The sequence below is a fragment of the Pseudomonas sp. H3_E07 genome (assembly GCF_054668895.1).
On record NZ_CP162795.1, the window covers coordinates 2,537,425 to 2,554,889 of the forward strand.

Consider the following 17,465-nt stretch of genomic DNA (forward strand, 5'->3'; position numbering starts at 1 on the left):
CCTGGCAATACATTCCAAATGTGGGAGCGGGCTTGCTCGCGAATGCGGTGTGTCCGTCGCCAGATATAGTGGCTGAACCACCGCCTTCGCGAGCAAGCCCGCTCCCACATTTTTAACCGCGTTTTTCCTGCTGCTCTTGCTTGGGCTCGCGGATTTTGTACCAGGCCACGTAGAGCGCCGGCAGGAACAACAGCGTCAACAAGGTGGCGATGATAATCCCACCAATCATTGCGTAGGCCATCGGGCCCCAGAACACTTCACGCGCGATCGGGATCATGCCCAGGCTCGCCGCTGCGGCCGTGAGCAGGATCGGCCGACGCCGGTGCTCGGTGGCTTCCACCACGGCATCCCACGGCGTATAGCCAGCCACTTCATATTCATGAATCTGCGTCACCAGGATCACCGAGTTGCGGATGATGATGCCGATCAACGCGAGAATGCCGAGGATCGCCACAAAGCCCATGGGCGTGCCCGTGGGGATCAACGCCAGCACCACACCGATCAGCCCCAACGGCGCAACACTCGCCACCAGGAACATCTTCTGCACGCTGTGCAGCTGGATCATCAGGAAGGTCGCCATCAGGAACAGCATCAGCGGCACCACCTTGGCAATCGGTCCCTGGGCCTTGCCGCTTTCTTCCACGGTGCCGCCGGTGGCGACCTTGTAGCCCACCGGCAAACCGGCGCTGAACTTGTCGATCTCAGGCTTGAGCTGTTTCACCAAGTCCGTAGGTTGCATCTCATCACGCACCGACGCCTTGATGGTGATCGTCGGGTTGCGGTCGCGGCGCCACACCAACGGCTGCTCCAACTCGTAGCGCACGGTGGCGAAGGCCAACAGCGGAATCGAGGTGCCGTTGGGCGTGACGATCTGCAGGTTCTGTAAGGTCTCCGGCGTACCGCGTTCGGCGTCCTCGGCGCGGCCGACCACGTTGATCAGGTAGATATCGTCATGCACCTGGGTCACCGAGGCGCCGCTGACCACACTGTTCATCAACTGCGCCACGTCTTCCGACGACAGCCCCAATTGCCGCGCCTTGTCCTGGGCGATGTCGATGCGCAGCACTTTGCCCGGCTCGTTCCAGTCGTAGATGATCTCGCCCAGGTGGCTGTTCTTGTCCAGCAGGGTTGCCAGTTCGATGGCGTGTTTGCGCACCTGGTCAGTGTCTTTGCCCGACACGCGATACTGAATCGGCCTACCCACCGGCGGGCCCATTTCCAGCGGCTGCACGTAGCTGCCGATGCCGACGAAATCATCGCGCAGGCGCTTCTGCAGGCGGGCGATCAATTCACCGCGCTCTTCCAGGCCCTTGCTCACGATGACCAACTGCGCGTAGTAGGGGTTTTCCAGTTGCTGGTCGAGGGGCAGGTAGAAACGGATCGCGCCCTGGCCGATATAGGTGCTCCAGCGCGCAATGTCCGGGTCGTCCTTGATGATCGCTTCCAGGCGATCGACGGCCTTGCGCGTCTCGTTGATCGAGGCGTTTTGCGGCAGGTTCAGGTCAACCAGGAGCTCCGGGCGGTCCGACGATGGGAAGAACTGGTTCTGCACAAACTGCATGGAGAACACCGACGCCACGAACAGCGCCACGGTAATGCCGATCGCCCACCAGCGATTACGCATGGCCCACAGCATGCCGCCGTTGAACGCACGGCCAATCCGCCCCGGCTCGGCATTGTGGGGCTTCACGTTGGCACTGAGGATATGCACGCCGATCACCGGCGCAAACAGCACCGCCACCACCCACGACACCAGCATCGCCACGGCAATCACCGCAAACAGGGTGAAGGTGTACTCGCCCGCCGAACTGGCGTTGAGGCCGATCGGCACAAAACCCGCCACGGTCACCAGCGTACCGGTGAGCATCGGGAATGCCGTGGAGGTGTAGGCGTAAGTCGCCGCCTGTTCCTTGGTTTCGCCTTTTTCCAGGCGCGTGATCATCATCTCGACGGTGATCATCGCATCGTCCACCAACAGGCCAAGGGCGATGATCAGCGCGCCCAGCGACACCCGTTGCATGGTAATGCCGCTGTATTCCATGAACACAAACACCAGCGCCAGCACCAACGGAATCGAGCACGCCACCACCAACCCGGCGCGCATGCCCAGGCTGATAAAGCTCACCACCAGCACGATGATCACCGCTTCGAACAGCGCGCTGGTAAAGCCGCCGACGGCCTCTTCCACCACTTCTGCCTGGTCGGACACCTTGTGCACACCCACGCCCACCGGCAGGTCGGCGGTCAACTCGTCCATGCGCTCATGCAGGGCTTTGCCGAACGACTGGATATTGCCACCCTTCTGCATGGCGATCGCCAACCCGATCGCCGGCTTGCCGTTGAAACGGAACATGGGCCGCGCTGGGTCGACATAGCCTCGGCTGATGTCGGCAATGTCCGCCAGACGATAAAAGCGATCATTGAGCCGCAGGTTGACGTTGGCCAGGTCCTTCTCTGAGGCGAACTGCCCCGAGGTGCGCACCGAAATCCGCTCGGGACCTGCCTCGATCACCCCGGCCGGCGTCACCGCGTTCTGCGATTGCAGGCTTTGCACCACTTGGCGCTGGTCAATCCCCAGGGCTGCCAATTTGCGCGTGGAGAAATTCAGGTAAATCACTTCGTCCTGCTGGCCGATCATCTCGACCTTGCCCAACCCCGGCACCGAGCGGATCTCGGCGCGCACCTGCTCGACATAATCGCGCAGCTGACGCATCGACAGGCCGTCGCCGGTAAAGGCGTACACCGAGCCGAATACGTCACCGAACTCATCGTTGAACGATGGCCCCTGCAAGCCTTGTGGGAAGGTGCCACGGATGTCGTCGATCTTCTTGCGGACCTGATACCAGATCTCCGGGATGGCCTTGGCGCTGGTGGTGTCCTTAAGGAACACGAACACCGTGGACTCGCCTGGCCGGGTGTAGCTTTTCACGTAGTCGAGGGAGTCGAGTTCTTCGAGTTTTTTCTCGATGCGGTCGGTGACCTGCTTGAGGGTTTCTTCCTGGGTCGCGCCCGGCCACCGGGTCTGGATCACCATGGTCTTGATGGTGAACGAAGGGTCTTCCTCACGGCCCAGGTTCATGTAGGAAAACATGCCCATCAGCAGCGCGACGAACATCAGGTACCAGACGAAGGACTGATGCTTGAGGGCCCAGTCGGATAAGTTGAAACTCCTTTTCATCGCGGGCTGTCCTCGTCGATTTTGACTTTTTGCCCAGGCTTCAGGCTGTTCACGCCGGCGATAACAATGCGCTCGCCAGGTTTGACGCCGTCATTGAGCAAGGCGCTGTCGGCGTCACGGCTGATCACGCTGATGTCGCGCGTTTGCACGGTCTGGCTGTGAGTGTCGAGCAGCCAGATGCGGGTCTTGCCGTCGACCTCCTGCAAAGCACTCAGGGGGACTTCGATGCGTGGCGCGATGGCCGTGCTCAAGGTCACACTGATCGCCGTGCCGAGGCGGAAAGCGGGCGGCGTTTCCGTCAAGGTCAGGCGTGCGCGACGGGTGCGCGTGGCGCTTTGGGCCTGGGGTTCGATCTCGCGCACGATGGCGGTCGTGTTCACGCTCGGATCGAGTTGCCCCGCGACCAGAAACACCACATCCGGCGGCAGACGCTCGGCAAGGCCGGCCGGCAGATCGATCACCGCTTCCTTGATATCCGGGCGCGCCAGGGTCACCACTTGCTGGCCGGCACTGACCACCTGGCCGGCCTCGGCATTCCAGGCGGTGACGATACCGGCGTGGTCGGTGCGCAATTCGGCATAGCGGAGTTGATCGTTGGCCTGATTGACTGAGGCTTTCGCCTGGTCGAGTGTGGCCTGGGTGGTTTTCAGGTCAGTCTGGGCGATGTCCAGTTGGGCCTGGGCGCCAACGCCCCGGTTGAACAGCTCCTGCTGGCGGCGGGCGTTGGCCTGGGCGTTGATGTATTGCGCCTGCACGCGGGCCAGGTCGCCCTGGGCCGAACGCAATTGGTTCTGCTGGTCGGTGGGATCCAGGACAGCAAGCAAGGCGCCCTTCTCCACCTCGGCGCCCACATCCACGACGCGGCGGGCAATGCGACCGGGCACGCGGAAGCCCAGGTTACTTTCATAGCGCGCCTGGATGGTGCCGGCGAAGCGGCCGAGGTTTTCCTGATCCTCGGCTTTCACTTCCATGGACAGCACTGGCCGCACGGGCTCCGGCGGCGCGTCTTCCTTGGAGCAGGCCACCAGCAACAGGCTGGCGGCGAGTATCCCCGTCAGGCGCTTCATGGCTGGGCTCCTTGCTGGGCGATCTCGACCCGCATGCCGGGGTGCAGCAATTGCCCGCCGGCCACCACGACTTTTTCGCCGCCCTTGAGCCCGTCGCCAATGATGACTTTGCCGGTGAGGTAACGCGCCACGGTGACCTTGTGCAGTTGCGCCTTGCCGTCGCCATCGATCAGCCACACGGCGGGCTCACTGAGGTCTTTCGTCAGCGCAGCCCAAGGCAATTCGATACTGGCCTTGGCCGGGCCATTGGCAGTGGCGCTCACCACCGAGCCCAGCTCCATCCCTTTGGGCAACGCTTGCAGGGCGATTTTCACCTGCACGGTGCCGGTATTGGCGGCCACGGCAGGCGTGACCTCACGCACTTTGCCCACAGCCTTGATGCTCGGGTTATCCAACAGGCTGACGGTGATCGGCGCATCCGGTGGCGGTTCCACCAGCAGGGATTCATACACATTGAACACCGCGTCGCGCTCGCCATCGCGAGCCAGGCTGAAAATCGGCACGGTGGCCTGTACCACCTGGCCCACCTCGGCCTGGCGTGCGGTGATCACACCAGGTGCATCGGCGATCAGCGAGGTGTAGCCGAGTTGCTCGCGGGCATTGGCCAGTTGGGCCTGGGCGGCGGCCAGTGCGCTCTGACTGCTGCGCAGCGCGGCCTGGGCGGAATCGTATTCGCTGCGACTGGTGTAGCCCTTGGGCAGGAGTTTTTCCTGGCGTACGAAGGCGGCGGCGGTTTGCTTGACCCGTGCCTGCTCGGCCACGACCTGGGCCTGAGCGGAGTCGACGTTGGTCTGCAGGTCCTTGGGATCGAGCTTGGCCAGCACTTGCTTGGCGGTCACACGGTCGCCCACGTCCACCATACGCTGGATGATCTTGCCACCCACGCGAAAGGACAGATCGGTTTGCACCCGAGCCTGAATATCGCCGGTGAGCGTGACCGCCGCAGCAAAGTCCGCTGACTGCACGGTTTGCACAAATACCCGCGAATGCTGTTTGGGTTCAGCCTTCTCCTCGCCACAGCCACTCAGTAGCGTCAGCAGGCCAAGTCCGAAAATACAGGTGAAAATGCGACCGCCCATGCAGGCTCCTTGTGCGTGATGCCGACGTGCCAGTGTGTATGCGACTGTGAGCTTAGTTCAGGGTTCCTTATCTGCATGGAGGCTCCCATACTCCAATGGTTCCCACGCCGACTGAATGTCCATGCTCAAGACCCTCGCGGTGGCCAATTACCGCTCGATCAACAAATTGGTAGTGCCCCTGGACCGACTCAACCTGGTCACCGGCCCCAACGGCAGCGGCAAGTCCAACTTGTACCGCGCCCTGCGCCTGCTGGCGGAAACGGCGCAGGGCGGGGTGATCAATGCGCTGGCGCGGGAGGGTGGGCTGGACTCGACCTTCTGGGCCGGGCCGGAGACCATCAGCCGGCGCATGCACAACGGCGAGGTGCCGGTGGAGCCCGTCGTACGCCAGGGTGTCAAGCGCCTGCGCCTGGGCTTTGCTGGCGAAGATTTCAGCTACGCCATCTCCCTGGGGCTGCCGGAAAAGACCCTGTCCTATTTCGCCCTGGACCCGGAGGTTAAGAAAGAATGCATCTGGGCCGGCCATGTCTACCGCCCGGCCAGCCTGCTGGTGCAGCGCTCAGGGCCGATGGTGCGTGCGCGCGACGGTCGAAACTGGGACGTCCTCGCCCAGCACACACCCAACTACCACAGCCTGTTTGACCAGGTCGGCAGCCTGCGCGGTTCGCCGGAGGTGTTGCTGCTGCGCGAAAGCATTCGCGGCTGGCGCTTTTATGATCACTTTCGCAGTGACGTGGATGCGCCGGTACGCCAGCCACAATTAGGCACGCGCACGCCAGTGCTGCACCACGACGGGCGCGACCTGGCGGCGGCGTTGCAGACGATTCGGGAGATAGGTGACCCGGAGGCGCTGCAGCGGGCAGTCAGCGACGCGTTTCCCGGCGCACGCCTGAATATCGAGCCGTTGCAGGGTGGGCGTTTTGCGATTGAGTTTTATCAGGAGGGCTTGCTGCGGCCGCTGTCGGCGGCGGAGTTATCGGACGGCACCTTGCGCTACCTGCTGCTGATCGCGGCGCTGCTCACACCTCGGCCGCCGACCATGATGGTGCTGAACGAGCCGGAAACCAGCCTGCATCCGGACCTGCTGCCGGCATTGGCGCGCTTGATCATCCAGGCGTCGCAGCAGTGCCAGGTGTGGGTGGTGTCCCATGCCAGCCGCTTGATTGCGGCGTTGCAGCAGGATGAGGGGTGCAATTCGATTGTGCTGGAGAAGGTGTTGGGGGAAACGCGGATCGTGGGGCAAGGGATTCTGGATGGGCCGGCCTGGCATTGGCCGGAGTAGGTGGTGACTGTACCGGCCTCATCGGGGGCAAGCCCCCTCCCACATTTTGACCTGTGAATACATTCAAATGTGGGAGCTGGCTTGCCTGCGATAGCTCTATCAGCCCTGCCACTTCCCACCTTCGACAATCACACTTTCAGGCTTGGTGTCATCGCTCAGTTCTTTGCGCACATATTGGTCATAGAGCTTGAGCAGGAACTTCTCCTCGCCCAGCTTTGCCAGCTCGGCATTCACCCAGTCGCGCAGTTCGGTATTGCCCTTCTTCACCGCCGGAGCAATCGGTGCTTCATCACCCAGCTTTTCTTCCAGCACACGGTAGCCCGGGTTCTGCTTGGCCCAGCTGAACAGCACCAGGTTGTCCTGGGCATAGGCATCGCCACGGCCGGCGGACAGCGCCTGCAGCGATTCGGAGTTTTTCTCGAACTTGAGCAGCTTCCAGTCCGGGTGGTTCTTGGTCAACCAGATATCAGCGGTGGTGCCGGTGGTGACGATGGTGGTGCGGGTGGCCAGGTCATTCAGGCTTTTTACCGCGCTGTCGTTTGGCACCAGGGCTTGCACCGCGACCTTCAGGTTGGGGTTGGTAAAGTCGACTGCTTCCTTGCGCTCAGGCGTCACGGTCATGTTGGCGAGGATCAGGTCGACCTTGTCGCTTTGCAGGAATGGAATGCGGCTGGCCGGTTCGACAGCCACGAACTCGACCTTGTTTTCATCGCCCAGCAGATCTTTGGCGAATTGGCGGCCGATGTCGGTATCGAAGCCGACATAGCGCCCCGCTTCGTTGACGAAACCGAACGGCGGTTTGTCGGTGAAGACGCCAACGATCAACTTGTCCCGCGCCTTGATCTTATCGATAGCGCTGACGGCGGCAGCCGCAGGTTTGGTGGGCTCTTCGGCCTTCTTATCGCAGCCGGCCAGTAACGCAACAGCAAACAGTGGCAGCAGTAACTTTTTCATATCAGCTCCAGTTCCTTGGTTTTTTTGGGCAGTGTTGAAACAAAGGAGAACTTCTCCAGGAACTGCTGCGCGCGTGCGGTTTGCGGGTTCGTAAAGAATGCCTCGGGGGTGTTCTGTTCGAGGATGCGACCGGCCTCCATAAACACCACGCGGTCGGCGACGGCACGGGCGAAGGCCATTTCGTGGGTGACGATCAGCAGGGTCATGCCATCGCGGGCCAGGCCCTGGATCACTTCCAGCACTTCCTTGACCATTTCCGGGTCGAGGGCGGCGGTGACTTCATCAAACAGCATGACCTGGGGGTTCATGCACAACGAGCGGACGATGGCGATGCGTTGCTGCTGCCCACCGGAGAGCTGGCGCGGGAAGGCGTCGCGTTTCTCGGCCAGGCCTACGCGCTCCAGCAGTTTCTCCGCTTGCTCACGGGCTTCGCGCGGATCGCGTTGCTGTACTTTCAGCGGGCCGAGCAGGATGTTGTCGAGCACGCTCATGTGCGGGAACAGGTGATAACTCTGGAACACCATGCCGATGTCCTGGCGCACCTGGCGCCAGTCGGTTTGCTTGTCCAACAGCTCATTGCCGGCAAACCGCAGGCTGCCGCTGTGGGCCACTTCCAGGCCGTTGAGGCAACGCAGCAAGGTGCTTTTTCCACAGCCACTGGGGCCGAGGATCACCACCACTTCGCCGCGTTGCACGCTCAGGTCGATGCCCTTGAGCACCTGCGCTTCGCCGAAGAATTTGTTGAACCCCTGAAACTCGATCAATGCGCTCATGCTTGCGTCCAGCGCCGTTCCAGCACCTTGGAGGCGGCCGACAACGGGTAGCAGATAAAGAAGAAAAACAGGAACAGCACGCCGTAGATCAACACCGACTCATAGGTGCGCTCGATGATTTGCTGGCCGACCTTGATCACATCCACGACACCGATCAGCACCGCCAGGGAGCTGGTCTTGATGATGCGCGTGTAGACGTTGAGGGTCGGCGGGGTCATGCGTTTCAGGGCTTGAGGCAGCAGCACATAGCCGTAGAGTTGCGGGTCGGAAAGGCCAATCGACAACCCCGCTTCGCGCTGGCCACGGGGCAGCGAATGCAAGGCGCCGCGCACCACCTCGCCCACTTCGCTGGCGCCCCACAGCGACAGCACCAGCACCGCGCACCAGAAGCTCGGAAGGCTCAGACCGAAGAAAATCGGCAGGCCGAAAAACAGCAGGTACAGCCACACCAGCACCGGGATCGCACGGAACAGCTCCAGGTACACCCGCAGCACCGCGTTGATCAGCCGGTTGTTCAAGGTGCGAAGCACGCCGTACAGCACGCCGCCGACGGTGCTGAAAGCGATGCTCAAGAATGAAATAGACAGGGTTTGCGCAGCGCCCTTGCCCAGTTGCGGCAACGACACCCACAACAACTCAAGACCCGAACTGGCCATGCTGGAGCCTCCTTTCCAGGCGGCTGAGCAGCAGCGACAGCGGCAAGAACAGCAGCACGCAGATCAGTGTCAGCACGGCGAGCATTTCATAGGTCTTGTAGTAGAGGGCGATGTAGCTCTTGGTGGTGTAGAGGATCTCCGGCACCGCCACGGCGGAGACCACGGTGGTCTCCTTGAGCAGGAAGATGAAATTGGCGAACAGCGCCGGCAGGCTGAGGATGCCGGCCTGGGGCAGGATCACATGACGCAGCAGCTGCCAGTCCGACAGGCCGATGGACTTGCCCGACTCGACCTGCGCCAACGGCACCGCTTCCACCCCCGCGCGCAGCACTTCGGTGAGGTAGGCGCCGCCGAGGAAAGTCAGGGTGATGATCGCCGCCCAGAACCCGGAGATATTGAAGCCCAGGGCCGGCAGCGCGAAGTACACGAAGAACAGTTGGATCAGCAGCGGCGTGTTTCGCGCCAGTTCCACATAGAGCGCCACCAGGCGCGACAGGTAGGGCGTGCGAAACACCAGCAGCGCCGCGTTGATCAGCGCCACCAACAACGAGGTGGCAATGGCGATCAAGCCCACTTGCAGCGTCACGCCCACCGCTTTAAGAAAGGCCGGCAGGGTGCTGAGGATAAATGCGAAATCGAAGGTCATTTCCAGTCCATGAGCCGCACGGGTAATGCAGCGAGCGCAATCCGATCCGGCGTGGGTAACGCCGGGTAGCGCGAACTTTAAAGGTATAAAAAAGAAAATTTAAATACCCAAATAGCATATTGATATCACCCAAAAAGATAACCCCCGGATTCGCGGGTTTGGCGGGTGGCAGCTATGGTTGGGGGGTCTGAGATTCGAGGGATTGAACCATGAAGGAAGTGAAACCGATGGATCCGCAGGAGTTGATGAAGTGGTTGGTGGCGTTGCGCAGGGCGCTCAATAGCCGCGCTCTGTAATCCAATGGAGATCCAAATGTGGGAGCGGGCTTGCTCGCGAAGGCGGTGGATCAGTCAACCTATCCGTTACTGACAGACCGCCTTCGCGAGCAAACCCGCTCCCACCGTTTTGATGGTGTTCCAACCATAAAAAACGCCGACGCTAAATAAGCCGTCGGCGTCAAACCTTGAAGGGGGTTTGGGTTACATCAGAACGCAGGCACTACCGCGCCGTTGTACTTCTTCTCGATGAACGCTTTGACTTCCGGGCTGGTCAGGGCCTTGGACAGTTTCTGGATAGCGTCGCTGTCCTTGTTGTCCGGGCGAGCCACCAGGAAGTTCACGTACGGCGACTTGGCATCTTCGATGATCAGCGCGTCTTTGGCGGGGTTGAGGCCCGCTTCCAGGGCGTAGTTGGTGTTGATCACGTCAAGGTCAACCTGATCCAGCACGCGTGGCAGCAGCGCCGATTCCAGCTCTTTGAATTTGAGGTTTTTCGGGTTGCTGGCAATGTCTTTCGGCGTGGACAGGGCATTGTTCGGGTCTTTGAGCGTGATCAGACCATTCTTTTGCAGCAGCAAGAGCGCACGGCCACTGTTGGAGCCTTCGTTCGGGATGGCCACGGTGGCGCCATCTTTGAGCTCGGAAATGTTCTTGATCTTTTTCGAGTAACCACCGATGGGTTCAACATGCACACCGACCACTGTCACCAGGTTGGTGCCCTTGCCCTTGTTGAAGTTTTCCAGGTACGGCAGGGTCTGGAAGTAGTTGGCGTCCAGGCGCTTCTCGGCAACCTGCGTGTTGGGTTGCACGTAGTCGGTGAAGACTTTGATCTGCAGGTCCACGCCTTCTTTGGCGAGGGTCGGCTTGATCAGCTCCAGAATCTCGGCGTGCGGGATCGGGGTCGCGGCAACCACCAGTTTCTCGTTGGCTTGGGCGAAGCTTGCAGTCAGGGCAGCCGCCAGTGCGGTAAACAACAGAACCTTTTTCATGCAGTGTCCTTATCGGAATTCCGGGGCGTCTCTGACGACCGTTTTTATGAGCGGTACCAGCGAAGTGCTATCGCGGCGTGAACGGGACAATACCTAGATTTTTTATTCCCGAACAATATCTTTTATTCACGTTGATATTCCATTTTGTTCATGCAGGAATTTACGCAGTGTTTCCTGCTCGGCGGGGCTGGCACTTTGGAAAATCCGCTGCACCTGTTCCAACGGCGAACCCGCGACCGGCAAGTTCAAATGCTCGGGCAAGATTTCATCGCCGCTGCTCACCAGCAACGCAAAGTGAATGACGTTTTCCAGCTCACGGGTATTACCCGGCCAACTGTGGTGTTCAAGCACCCGCTGGGCGGCGTCGCTGATCAGCGGCACCGGCAGGTCCAGGCGCTGGCTGTAGATACCCAGGAAGTACTCGGCCAGTGACAGGATATCCCCCACGCGCTCGCGCAGTGCGGGCAAGTCCAGCCGCCCTTCGCTCAAGTAATGGAACAAGCGCTCATGGAACTTGCCGGCCGCCACCGCCTGGGCAAGGTCGATGCTGGTGGCGGCGACAAGGCGCACATCCACCGGGCTGGGCTGATGGGCGCCGACGCGGGTGACTTCGTGGTTTTCCAGGGCGGCCAGCAGTTTTACCTGGATCGGCAATGGCAAGTCGCCGATCTCGTCCAGGTACAAGGTGCCGCCATTCGCCGAACCGAACCAACCGGCCCGGCTGCTGGCCGTACCACTGTGGCTACCGGCTGCGTAGCCGAACAATTCGGCATCGGCGTAGGTCGGGCTGATGGCACCGCAATTGACCGAAACAAACAAGCCGGTGCGGTCGCTGCCGCGGTGGATGTGCCGCGCCAGCAGTTCCTTGCCGCTGCCGGTCTCGCCGCGAATCAACACGGGCAAGGCGCGCGGCGCGAGGCTTTCGAGCTCTTCGCGCAGTTGCCGCGAACGGGGATCGACAAATACCAGCGCCTTGGCGCGGATGCTCAGCGGGCTTTTTTCCGCGTCGGGAAAGGTCAGCAACGGCTGGCCGTAGGTTTCATGCAGACTCATGGCAGGCTCCCGCCCCCAATCCACTTAAGGGACGGGGCGTTGAAAAATGTTCAGGCAGTGCGCCGGGCGTGATGCTCAAGGCGGCTTTGCAGACGATAGAGGTAGGCGAAACCCTGCTCCCAACGCCGGTGGCCGGACTTCACATTGATATGCCCGGCACCGGACAAAATCCCGGCTTCGGCCCCCCAATGGCGTGCCAGCTCCAGAGCCCGAGGCGCACTGACGGCACTGTCGTTGTCGGAACTGACCACCTGGCTCGGGAACGGCAACAGGTCGGTAGGGATGGGCGCAAAATTACGCAAGGCGGGGGCACACGCCGGGCGTTCGACATCGGCCGGGGCCACCAGCAAAGCGCCGCGTACCTGGCGCAGGAAGTGCACCGGCGCGGTGGCCGCCCAATGCGCCACGGTGATGCAGCCCAGGCTATGGGCGATCAGGATCACTGGCGTGCTGTCGGCGGCGATGGCCTCGGCCAGCGCGGCGACCCAGTCTTCACGGCGTGGGGTCAGCCAGTCGGCCTGCTCCACGCGGGAGCTGTTGGGCAGGCTGTTCTGCCAATGACTTTGCCAATGATCTTCTGGCGATCCTTGCCAGCCCGGCACGATCAGATAACGAATCGACTCGCTGTGCATGGGTGTGCCCTCCTGCAGCGTTTAGCGTTGCTGAACAGTATAGGGACGACTGTTACATTCCTTAAGGAATAAGAAGCTATTTATTAATAACCAAAATCTCATAAACACCAACGCCCGCTCCAACGCGTCACCGTTGCCAGGGCGGAAACAACACAACCGATACGCCTGCATGGGAGGCCGTTTTTGAATGCCTTTCCGGCGTAAAAAATTCAGAAAAAGCCATCGCTCAGACAGGGCTGTTCGCACACAAATCAAGCAGCTGGCGTTGCAGGCTCTGCCCCGCCGCACCTAAGCCACTACGGCCATACAGCGCCAGCCGCACGCCTTGCACCCTGGGCAAACCGCTGTCCGGGCCCAGTACGCTATGCCCAGCCTGTACGACCCGACGGGGCAGCAAACTAATGCCCAACCCCGCCGCCACCGCTGAACACACACTCGCCAGGCTCGCGCTGGAATACCCGATGCGCCAGCGCCACCCCCCCACCTCCAAGTGTTGCAGCATTTCATTGCGGTACAGCCCCCCCACGGGAAAGGCCACCAAGGGCAAAGGGTCACGTCCCAAGGATGGCGTGTTGCGGCTGTCCACCCAACACAAAGGCTCCGGCCACGAAGCCAGGCAGTCATCACTCTCGCCCATCTGCTTGACCAGCAACACATCGAACTCGCCGCTGCGGTATTGGCGCTGCAACTCGGGGCCAAGGCCGCTGGTGACTTCCAGGCGCACCCTTGGAAAGGCCAGCACAAAGGCCGACAGCAGCGGCATGAGCCGTTCCGACGCAAAGTCCTCAGGTACACCGAGGCGCAGCACGCCGTCGCTTTGCTGGCTGATCAACACGTCGGCGGCTTCTTCATGCAGCGCGAGGATGCGTCGCGCATAGGCCAGCAGGCGCTCGCCTTCTGCTGTCGCCACCACGCGGCGCTGGTCGCGGTTCAGTAGCTGGCACGCCACCGCCTCTTCCAGGCGGCGGATCTGCTGGCTGACCGTGGATTGGGTCAGGTGCAGGCGCTCGGCGGCGCGGGTGAAATTGCCGCAATCCACCACGGCGACAAAGCTGCGCAACAGCACGGGATCGAACATGGCAGTCACCATTGCGTTTGCCACTGATTGGCATGGTTATATTTAATTTCAGAATACCTCGACCACTGCCCATACTTCACCCTCCATCCTGCCCAGAGGGGTCTCCATGAGCGACGCTCAACAGCACCTGCCCGACGCGGCCATGACCACGCTGTATCACCCGTGGAAAAACCTGCATGACCCTGAATAAATCCCTCGCCGGCTGGGGGCTGCTGGTGGTCCTGGGCCTTAATCTGCGGCCGATTCTCAGCTCCATCAGCCCGTTGCTCGGCGAGATTCGCCTGGCCACCGGTTTGAGCTTCCAGAGCAGCGCCCTGCTCACCAGCCTGCCCGTGGTGTGCATGGGCCTGGTGGCACTGGTAGGCGTGCGCGTTGAAGCGCAACTTGGAGAGCGGCGTGGCATCGCCCTGGGCCTGATGATGATCCTGCTGGCCTGCCTGGCCCGCTGGTTGATGGGCCAGGGCTCGACGTTGCTGGTGACCGCGTTGCTCGGCGGTGCCGGTGTCGCGTTGATCCAGGCGTTGGTGCCGGCGATGATCAAGCGCGAGTTTCATCACCGCGTGCCGGTGGCGATGGGCGTTTATTCGGCGTCGCTGATGGCCGGTGGCGGGCTGGCGGCGCTGCTCAGTCCGGTGGTGGCCACGCATTTCCAGCAATGGCAGGCCGGGCTCGGTGTGTGGCTGTTGCCGGCACTGGCCGCGCTGCTGTTGTGGGCCTGGTTGCCGCTGGGCGCGGCAAAAAGCGCAAAGGTCATCCCCGCCTTCAAGGGCCTGCGCAACCGCCGTGCCTGGCTGCTGGCGCTGTATTTCGGCTTGGTGAACTGCGGTTACATGAGCATGGTGGCGTGGCTGCCGGCCTACTATCAGCAACTGGGCTGGGACGTGCTGCCCAGTGGCTCGCTGCTGGCCTTCATGACCATCTTCCAGGTGATCGCCGCGCTGTTGATGCCGGTGCTGGCGCAACGCGGGATCGATCGTCGGCCACTGCTGTGGATCAGCCTGCTGGCCCAGACCCTCGGCTATCTCGGCCTGTTAATGGCGCCGCTGCAGTTTCCTCATCTGTGGGTGGCGCTGTGTGGCTTCGGCCTGGGCGCGTGTTTTGCCCTGAGCCTGTTGCTGACCCTCGATCACCACCGCGACCCGCGCCAGGCCGGGCAACTGGCGGCGTTCGTGCAAGGCGTGGGCTTTTTGATCAATGCAATTTCGCCATGGTTGACCGGATGGCTGCGCGAACTCACCGGCAGCTTTGTCAGTGCCTGGGTGGTGCTGACCGTAACGGCGGTGGCGATGCTGGTGGTGACGCGGGTGTTCAGTCCCGCGACCTACCGCACGGCCCCCGCTCTATAAATAGGCATTCAAGATCGGCAGTCCGGCGCCATCGACCTGGCTGCCGAAAATGCCTTCGCCAATGGCCAATTGCAGGGGTTGCACGGGCGCAATCTGCCTCATTCAGTGGAGCGCCTCAGCAACCGTTGCGGGGTGATCAGCCGCGCTGGGGTGCGTTTGTCGCCTGCGGCGAAGGTGCTGATCGAAACCCTGCTGACGGTGGAAAGCCAAGCCGATTAGCCCGCGCAAACGTCCCGAAATCATTGAAGCGCACCCCCATCTCAGCCATCACCTTGTGGGCCACTTTGGCGGTCATCTGACGGATGTAAAACGGTTCCTTCACCACAAAATGGTGAATGCCGTGGGTGCTGCCGAAGTTGAAACAGAACGCCTGCAACGGCCACATCCACCAGGGGTTCAATACCTGGGTCTGCTGGATCACATTGCCCAGCTCCACATCGCCGTAGTAGTGCATGTTGGAGCTGACAAAGTGCAGGCAAAAGGTGCGCAACACGTTAGGGCCGATGATCACCACGGCAGCGATATCGATCACCTGCATCACCTGCACAGTGTCGGCGGACCACGCGATGGGGGCGCCGAGCAGACTGGCAATGCCATTGGCGGCATGAAAGCCGAGGAACACGTACCACGCGCCCCAATGCAGCAGCGCCAGCGGTGCATAGACCAGCAGCGAGCGCTTGAGGATGGCCAGTTTGTGCGTCCAGGTCTTGGCCCGCAGGATGCGGATGAAGGCCGACATGACGTTATCACCGACCATCAGCAACCGCGCAACCCCCCAGGGTTCTCCGTTGGTGATGGCGCGCTCTTCCATATCGGTTTCGGTGCCGGAGACCTTGTGATGGTTGAGGTGCAGGTGCCGGCGCACCCACGGGTTGATGGTGCTCGGCCGCGCCAGCCACACCAGGCCCATCATCAGGTTATGGGGCAGGCGCTGCTTGCGAAAGTACATGCTGTGGATCAGGTCGTGTTCCAGCTCGTGGGTCAGCGAGGCCAGGAACGCGTTCAGCAGCAAGCACACCCACCACGCCATATGACCCGTGATGTAGAGCGCCGCCGAGCCCACCATGCCGAGCAGCGCAAACGCCAGAATGCTCGCGCCCAGCGCGTCCTGATGCAGCAGCCAGGGGTGCTGCCGGCGCAGGCGCACGCCTTCGGCCAGCACCACTTCACGGATATGCGCCGAGCGCTGTTGTGCGTTCATCTGCTGGGGACTTGCAGAAGTACCGTCCATGCTTCCATCCTCTGGTGATTGATAGCTGCATCCTGGCCCAAGCGGTCCGCCAGGGCATCAGCTCCACACGCCAACCTGTTGACCGCAAGCGCCAATCGCCATGACCGAACCCACTTCCCTCGCCAGCTGGACCCGCGCCCTGCGCAAGCAGCTCGACGCCCTGGGCCTCGACAGCGGCGCCCTGTGCCTGCAAGCCGGGCTCGACCCGCAGAAGATGGATGATCCCAACGCGCGCTACCCGCTGTCGGCCACCACGCGTCTGTGGGAATTGGCGGTACAGGCCAGTGGTGATCCGGCGATTGGCTTGCGGGTGTCGCGGTTTGTCAGCGCCACCACTTTTCATGCATTGGGGTATGCGCTGGTGGCCAGTGGGAGCTTGCGCGAAGTGTTCGAGCGCATCGTGCGATATCACCAGGTGGTCAGCGATGCCTTGAGCCTGGAGCTGAGCGGCGATGGCGAACGTTATCGGTTCCGCCTGCTGCAACTACCGGGCAGCCCGGCGCCGGCGTTCGAGGCCATCGATGCATTTGCGGCGATCTATGTGCGTACCTGTCGCAACCGTCTGGGCCGCGAGTACGCGCCGCTGGCGGTGTACCTGCGAAGGCCGGAACCTGTTGACCCGAAGCCTTGGCACACGGTGTTTCGCGCGCCGGTATTTTTCGATGCCGAGGAGGACCGTCTGGAGTTCGCCGCCGCGGATTTCGACAGCCACCTGGACGACGCCAATCCCGAACTGGCCGAGCACAACGAAACCGTACTCAAGCGCACCCTCGCCCAACTGCAACCGCTGACCTGGGAGCGCAAGGTGCGCGCGGCCATCGAGGCGCAATTGCCGGATGGCGAGCCGAGTGCCGAGCGCATCGCCCAGGCCCTGCACCTGAGCCTGCGCAGTTTGCAGCGGCACTTGGCGGATGAGGGCTGTCGGTTCGATGCGTTGCTCAGCGAGTGCCGGGAAAACCTGGCGTTGCTGCACTTGCGCGATCCGCACTGTTCATTGGCCGAGATCAGCCATTTGCTCGGCTTTGCCGATACCAGCAGCTTCAACCGTGCGTTCAAGCGTTGGACGGGGATGACACCGGGGCAGTTTCGGGATGGATTGCGGTAGGCAGATTGGTGCTGGATAGGGAGGCCTCTTCGCGAGCAAGCCCGCTCCCACAGGGGAACGTATTCCATGTGTGGGAACGGGCTTGCTCGCGAAGACAGGGGAACGCATTCCACGTGTG

General features: G+C 61.8%; 15 protein-coding genes. 3 read left to right on the plus strand and 12 right to left on the minus strand.

Annotated features, from left to right (window positions below):
- Positions 1-112: 112 nt before the first annotated feature.
- From AB4O08_RS11495 to AB4O08_RS11505, 3 genes are read right to left on the minus strand one after another with little or no spacing between them, the layout of a single operon-like run.
- The gene (locus AB4O08_RS11495) at positions 113-3,178 is read right to left on the minus strand and encodes an efflux RND transporter permease subunit (protein ID WP_460114133.1); all 3,066 of its coding nucleotides are present in this window, start codon (positions 3,176-3,178) and stop codon (positions 113-115) included.
- Positions 3,175-4,245: an efflux RND transporter periplasmic adaptor subunit gene (locus AB4O08_RS11500; protein ID WP_010214131.1), complete on the minus strand. Its 1,071-nt coding sequence runs from the start codon at positions 4,243-4,245 to the stop codon at positions 3,175-3,177. The genes AB4O08_RS11495 and AB4O08_RS11500 overlap by 4 nt, the downstream gene beginning before the upstream one ends.
- Positions 4,242-5,324, minus strand: coding sequence for an efflux RND transporter periplasmic adaptor subunit (locus AB4O08_RS11505; RefSeq protein ID WP_010214134.1), 1,083 nt, complete (start codon positions 5,322-5,324; stop codon positions 4,242-4,244). The genes AB4O08_RS11500 and AB4O08_RS11505 overlap by 4 nt, the downstream gene beginning before the upstream one ends.
- A gap of 121 nt (positions 5,325-5,445) precedes the next feature.
- On the opposite strand from AB4O08_RS11505, the gene AB4O08_RS11510 reads away from it, so the two are divergent.
- Complete coding sequence (locus AB4O08_RS11510; RefSeq protein WP_031290682.1) at positions 5,446-6,606, plus strand: AAA family ATPase; 1,161 nt, start codon at positions 5,446-5,448, stop codon at positions 6,604-6,606.
- Positions 6,607-6,705: 99 nt separating this feature from the next.
- Here AB4O08_RS11510 and AB4O08_RS11515 read toward each other — a convergent pair whose 3' ends face one another.
- The 8 genes from AB4O08_RS11515 to AB4O08_RS11550 all read right to left on the minus strand — a co-directional run bounded on the left by AB4O08_RS11515 (position 6,706) and on the right by AB4O08_RS11550 (position 13,665).
- Positions 6,706-7,560 carry a transporter substrate-binding domain-containing protein gene (locus AB4O08_RS11515; RefSeq protein ID WP_460114134.1) on the minus strand — a complete coding sequence of 285 codons (855 nt, stop codon included), beginning with the start codon at positions 7,558-7,560 and terminating at the stop codon, positions 6,706-6,708.
- Positions 7,557-8,333, minus strand: coding sequence for an amino acid ABC transporter ATP-binding protein (locus tag AB4O08_RS11520; protein ID WP_010214139.1), 777 nt, complete (start codon positions 8,331-8,333; stop codon positions 7,557-7,559). The genes AB4O08_RS11515 and AB4O08_RS11520 overlap by 4 nt, the downstream gene beginning before the upstream one ends.
- Positions 8,330-8,989: an amino acid ABC transporter permease gene (locus tag AB4O08_RS11525; RefSeq protein ID WP_010214141.1), complete on the minus strand. Its 660-nt coding sequence runs from the start codon at positions 8,987-8,989 to the stop codon at positions 8,330-8,332. Before AB4O08_RS11525 ends, AB4O08_RS11520 begins: the two co-directional genes overlap by 4 nt.
- Positions 8,970-9,635, minus strand: coding sequence for an amino acid ABC transporter permease (locus AB4O08_RS11530; protein ID WP_010214144.1), 666 nt, complete (start codon positions 9,633-9,635; stop codon positions 8,970-8,972). The genes AB4O08_RS11525 and AB4O08_RS11530 overlap by 20 nt, the downstream gene beginning before the upstream one ends.
- Before the next feature lie 484 nt (positions 9,636-10,119).
- Positions 10,120-10,902: a MetQ/NlpA family ABC transporter substrate-binding protein gene (locus AB4O08_RS11535; RefSeq protein ID WP_010214145.1), complete on the minus strand. Its 783-nt coding sequence runs from the start codon at positions 10,900-10,902 to the stop codon at positions 10,120-10,122.
- Positions 10,903-11,028: 126 nt separating this feature from the next.
- Positions 11,029-11,955 carry a sigma 54-interacting transcriptional regulator gene (locus AB4O08_RS11540; protein ID WP_021491626.1) on the minus strand — a complete coding sequence of 309 codons (927 nt, stop codon included), beginning with the start codon at positions 11,953-11,955 and terminating at the stop codon, positions 11,029-11,031.
- 50 nt (positions 11,956-12,005) lie between these two features.
- Positions 12,006-12,587 (minus strand): alpha/beta hydrolase, encoded by a 582-nt coding sequence (locus tag AB4O08_RS11545; protein ID WP_010214150.1) that lies wholly within the window; start codon positions 12,585-12,587, stop codon positions 12,006-12,008.
- Positions 12,588-12,813: 226 nt separating this feature from the next.
- Positions 12,814-13,665: a LysR family transcriptional regulator gene (locus tag AB4O08_RS11550; protein ID WP_010214153.1), complete on the minus strand. Its 852-nt coding sequence runs from the start codon at positions 13,663-13,665 to the stop codon at positions 12,814-12,816.
- A gap of 176 nt (positions 13,666-13,841) precedes the next feature.
- On the opposite strand from AB4O08_RS11550, the gene AB4O08_RS11555 reads away from it, so the two are divergent.
- Positions 13,842-15,011 (plus strand): CynX/NimT family MFS transporter, encoded by a 1,170-nt coding sequence (locus AB4O08_RS11555; RefSeq protein WP_047544215.1) that lies wholly within the window; start codon positions 13,842-13,844, stop codon positions 15,009-15,011.
- Between the two features lie 136 nt (positions 15,012-15,147).
- Here AB4O08_RS11555 and AB4O08_RS11560 read toward each other — a convergent pair whose 3' ends face one another.
- Positions 15,148-16,242 (minus strand): fatty acid desaturase, encoded by a 1,095-nt coding sequence (locus AB4O08_RS11560; RefSeq protein ID WP_031290684.1) that lies wholly within the window; start codon positions 16,240-16,242, stop codon positions 15,148-15,150.
- A gap of 100 nt (positions 16,243-16,342) precedes the next feature.
- Between AB4O08_RS11560 and AB4O08_RS11565 the strand changes: the two genes are divergently transcribed.
- Positions 16,343-17,347, plus strand: coding sequence for an AraC family transcriptional regulator (locus AB4O08_RS11565; RefSeq protein ID WP_021491630.1), 1,005 nt, complete (start codon positions 16,343-16,345; stop codon positions 17,345-17,347).
- The last annotated feature ends 118 nt before the right edge of the window (positions 17,348-17,465 follow it).

Excerpts from the sequence above, each read along its gene's own strand:
- AB4O08_RS11495 (WP_460114133.1), bottom strand. The coding sequence starts at position 3,178 with ATGAAAAGGAGTTTCAACTTATCCGACTGGGCCCTCAAGCATCAGTCC.
- AB4O08_RS11500 (WP_010214131.1), bottom strand. The coding sequence starts at position 4,245 with ATGAAGCGCCTGACGGGGATACTCGCCGCCAGCCTGTTGCTGGTGGCC.
- AB4O08_RS11505 (WP_010214134.1), bottom strand. The coding sequence starts at position 5,324 with ATGGGCGGTCGCATTTTCACCTGTATTTTCGGACTTGGCCTGCTGACG.
- AB4O08_RS11510 (WP_031290682.1), top strand. The coding sequence starts at position 5,446 with ATGCTCAAGACCCTCGCGGTGGCCAATTACCGCTCGATCAACAAATTG.
- AB4O08_RS11515 (WP_460114134.1), bottom strand. The coding sequence starts at position 7,560 with ATGAAAAAGTTACTGCTGCCACTGTTTGCTGTTGCGTTACTGGCCGGC.
- AB4O08_RS11520 (WP_010214139.1), bottom strand. The coding sequence starts at position 8,333 with ATGAGCGCATTGATCGAGTTTCAGGGGTTCAACAAATTCTTCGGCGAA.
- AB4O08_RS11525 (WP_010214141.1), bottom strand. The coding sequence starts at position 8,989 with ATGGCCAGTTCGGGTCTTGAGTTGTTGTGGGTGTCGTTGCCGCAACTG.
- AB4O08_RS11530 (WP_010214144.1), bottom strand. The coding sequence starts at position 9,635 with ATGACCTTCGATTTCGCATTTATCCTCAGCACCCTGCCGGCCTTTCTT.
- AB4O08_RS11535 (WP_010214145.1), bottom strand. The coding sequence starts at position 10,902 with ATGAAAAAGGTTCTGTTGTTTACCGCACTGGCGGCTGCCCTGACTGCA.
- AB4O08_RS11540 (WP_021491626.1), bottom strand. The coding sequence starts at position 11,955 with ATGAGTCTGCATGAAACCTACGGCCAGCCGTTGCTGACCTTTCCCGAC.
- AB4O08_RS11545 (WP_010214150.1), bottom strand. The coding sequence starts at position 12,587 with ATGCACAGCGAGTCGATTCGTTATCTGATCGTGCCGGGCTGGCAAGGA.
- AB4O08_RS11550 (WP_010214153.1), bottom strand. The coding sequence starts at position 13,665 with ATGTTCGATCCCGTGCTGTTGCGCAGCTTTGTCGCCGTGGTGGATTGC.
- AB4O08_RS11555 (WP_047544215.1), top strand. The coding sequence starts at position 13,842 with ATGACCCTGAATAAATCCCTCGCCGGCTGGGGGCTGCTGGTGGTCCTG.
- AB4O08_RS11560 (WP_031290684.1), bottom strand. The coding sequence starts at position 16,242 with ATGGACGGTACTTCTGCAAGTCCCCAGCAGATGAACGCACAACAGCGC.
- AB4O08_RS11565 (WP_021491630.1), top strand. The coding sequence starts at position 16,343 with ATGACCGAACCCACTTCCCTCGCCAGCTGGACCCGCGCCCTGCGCAAG.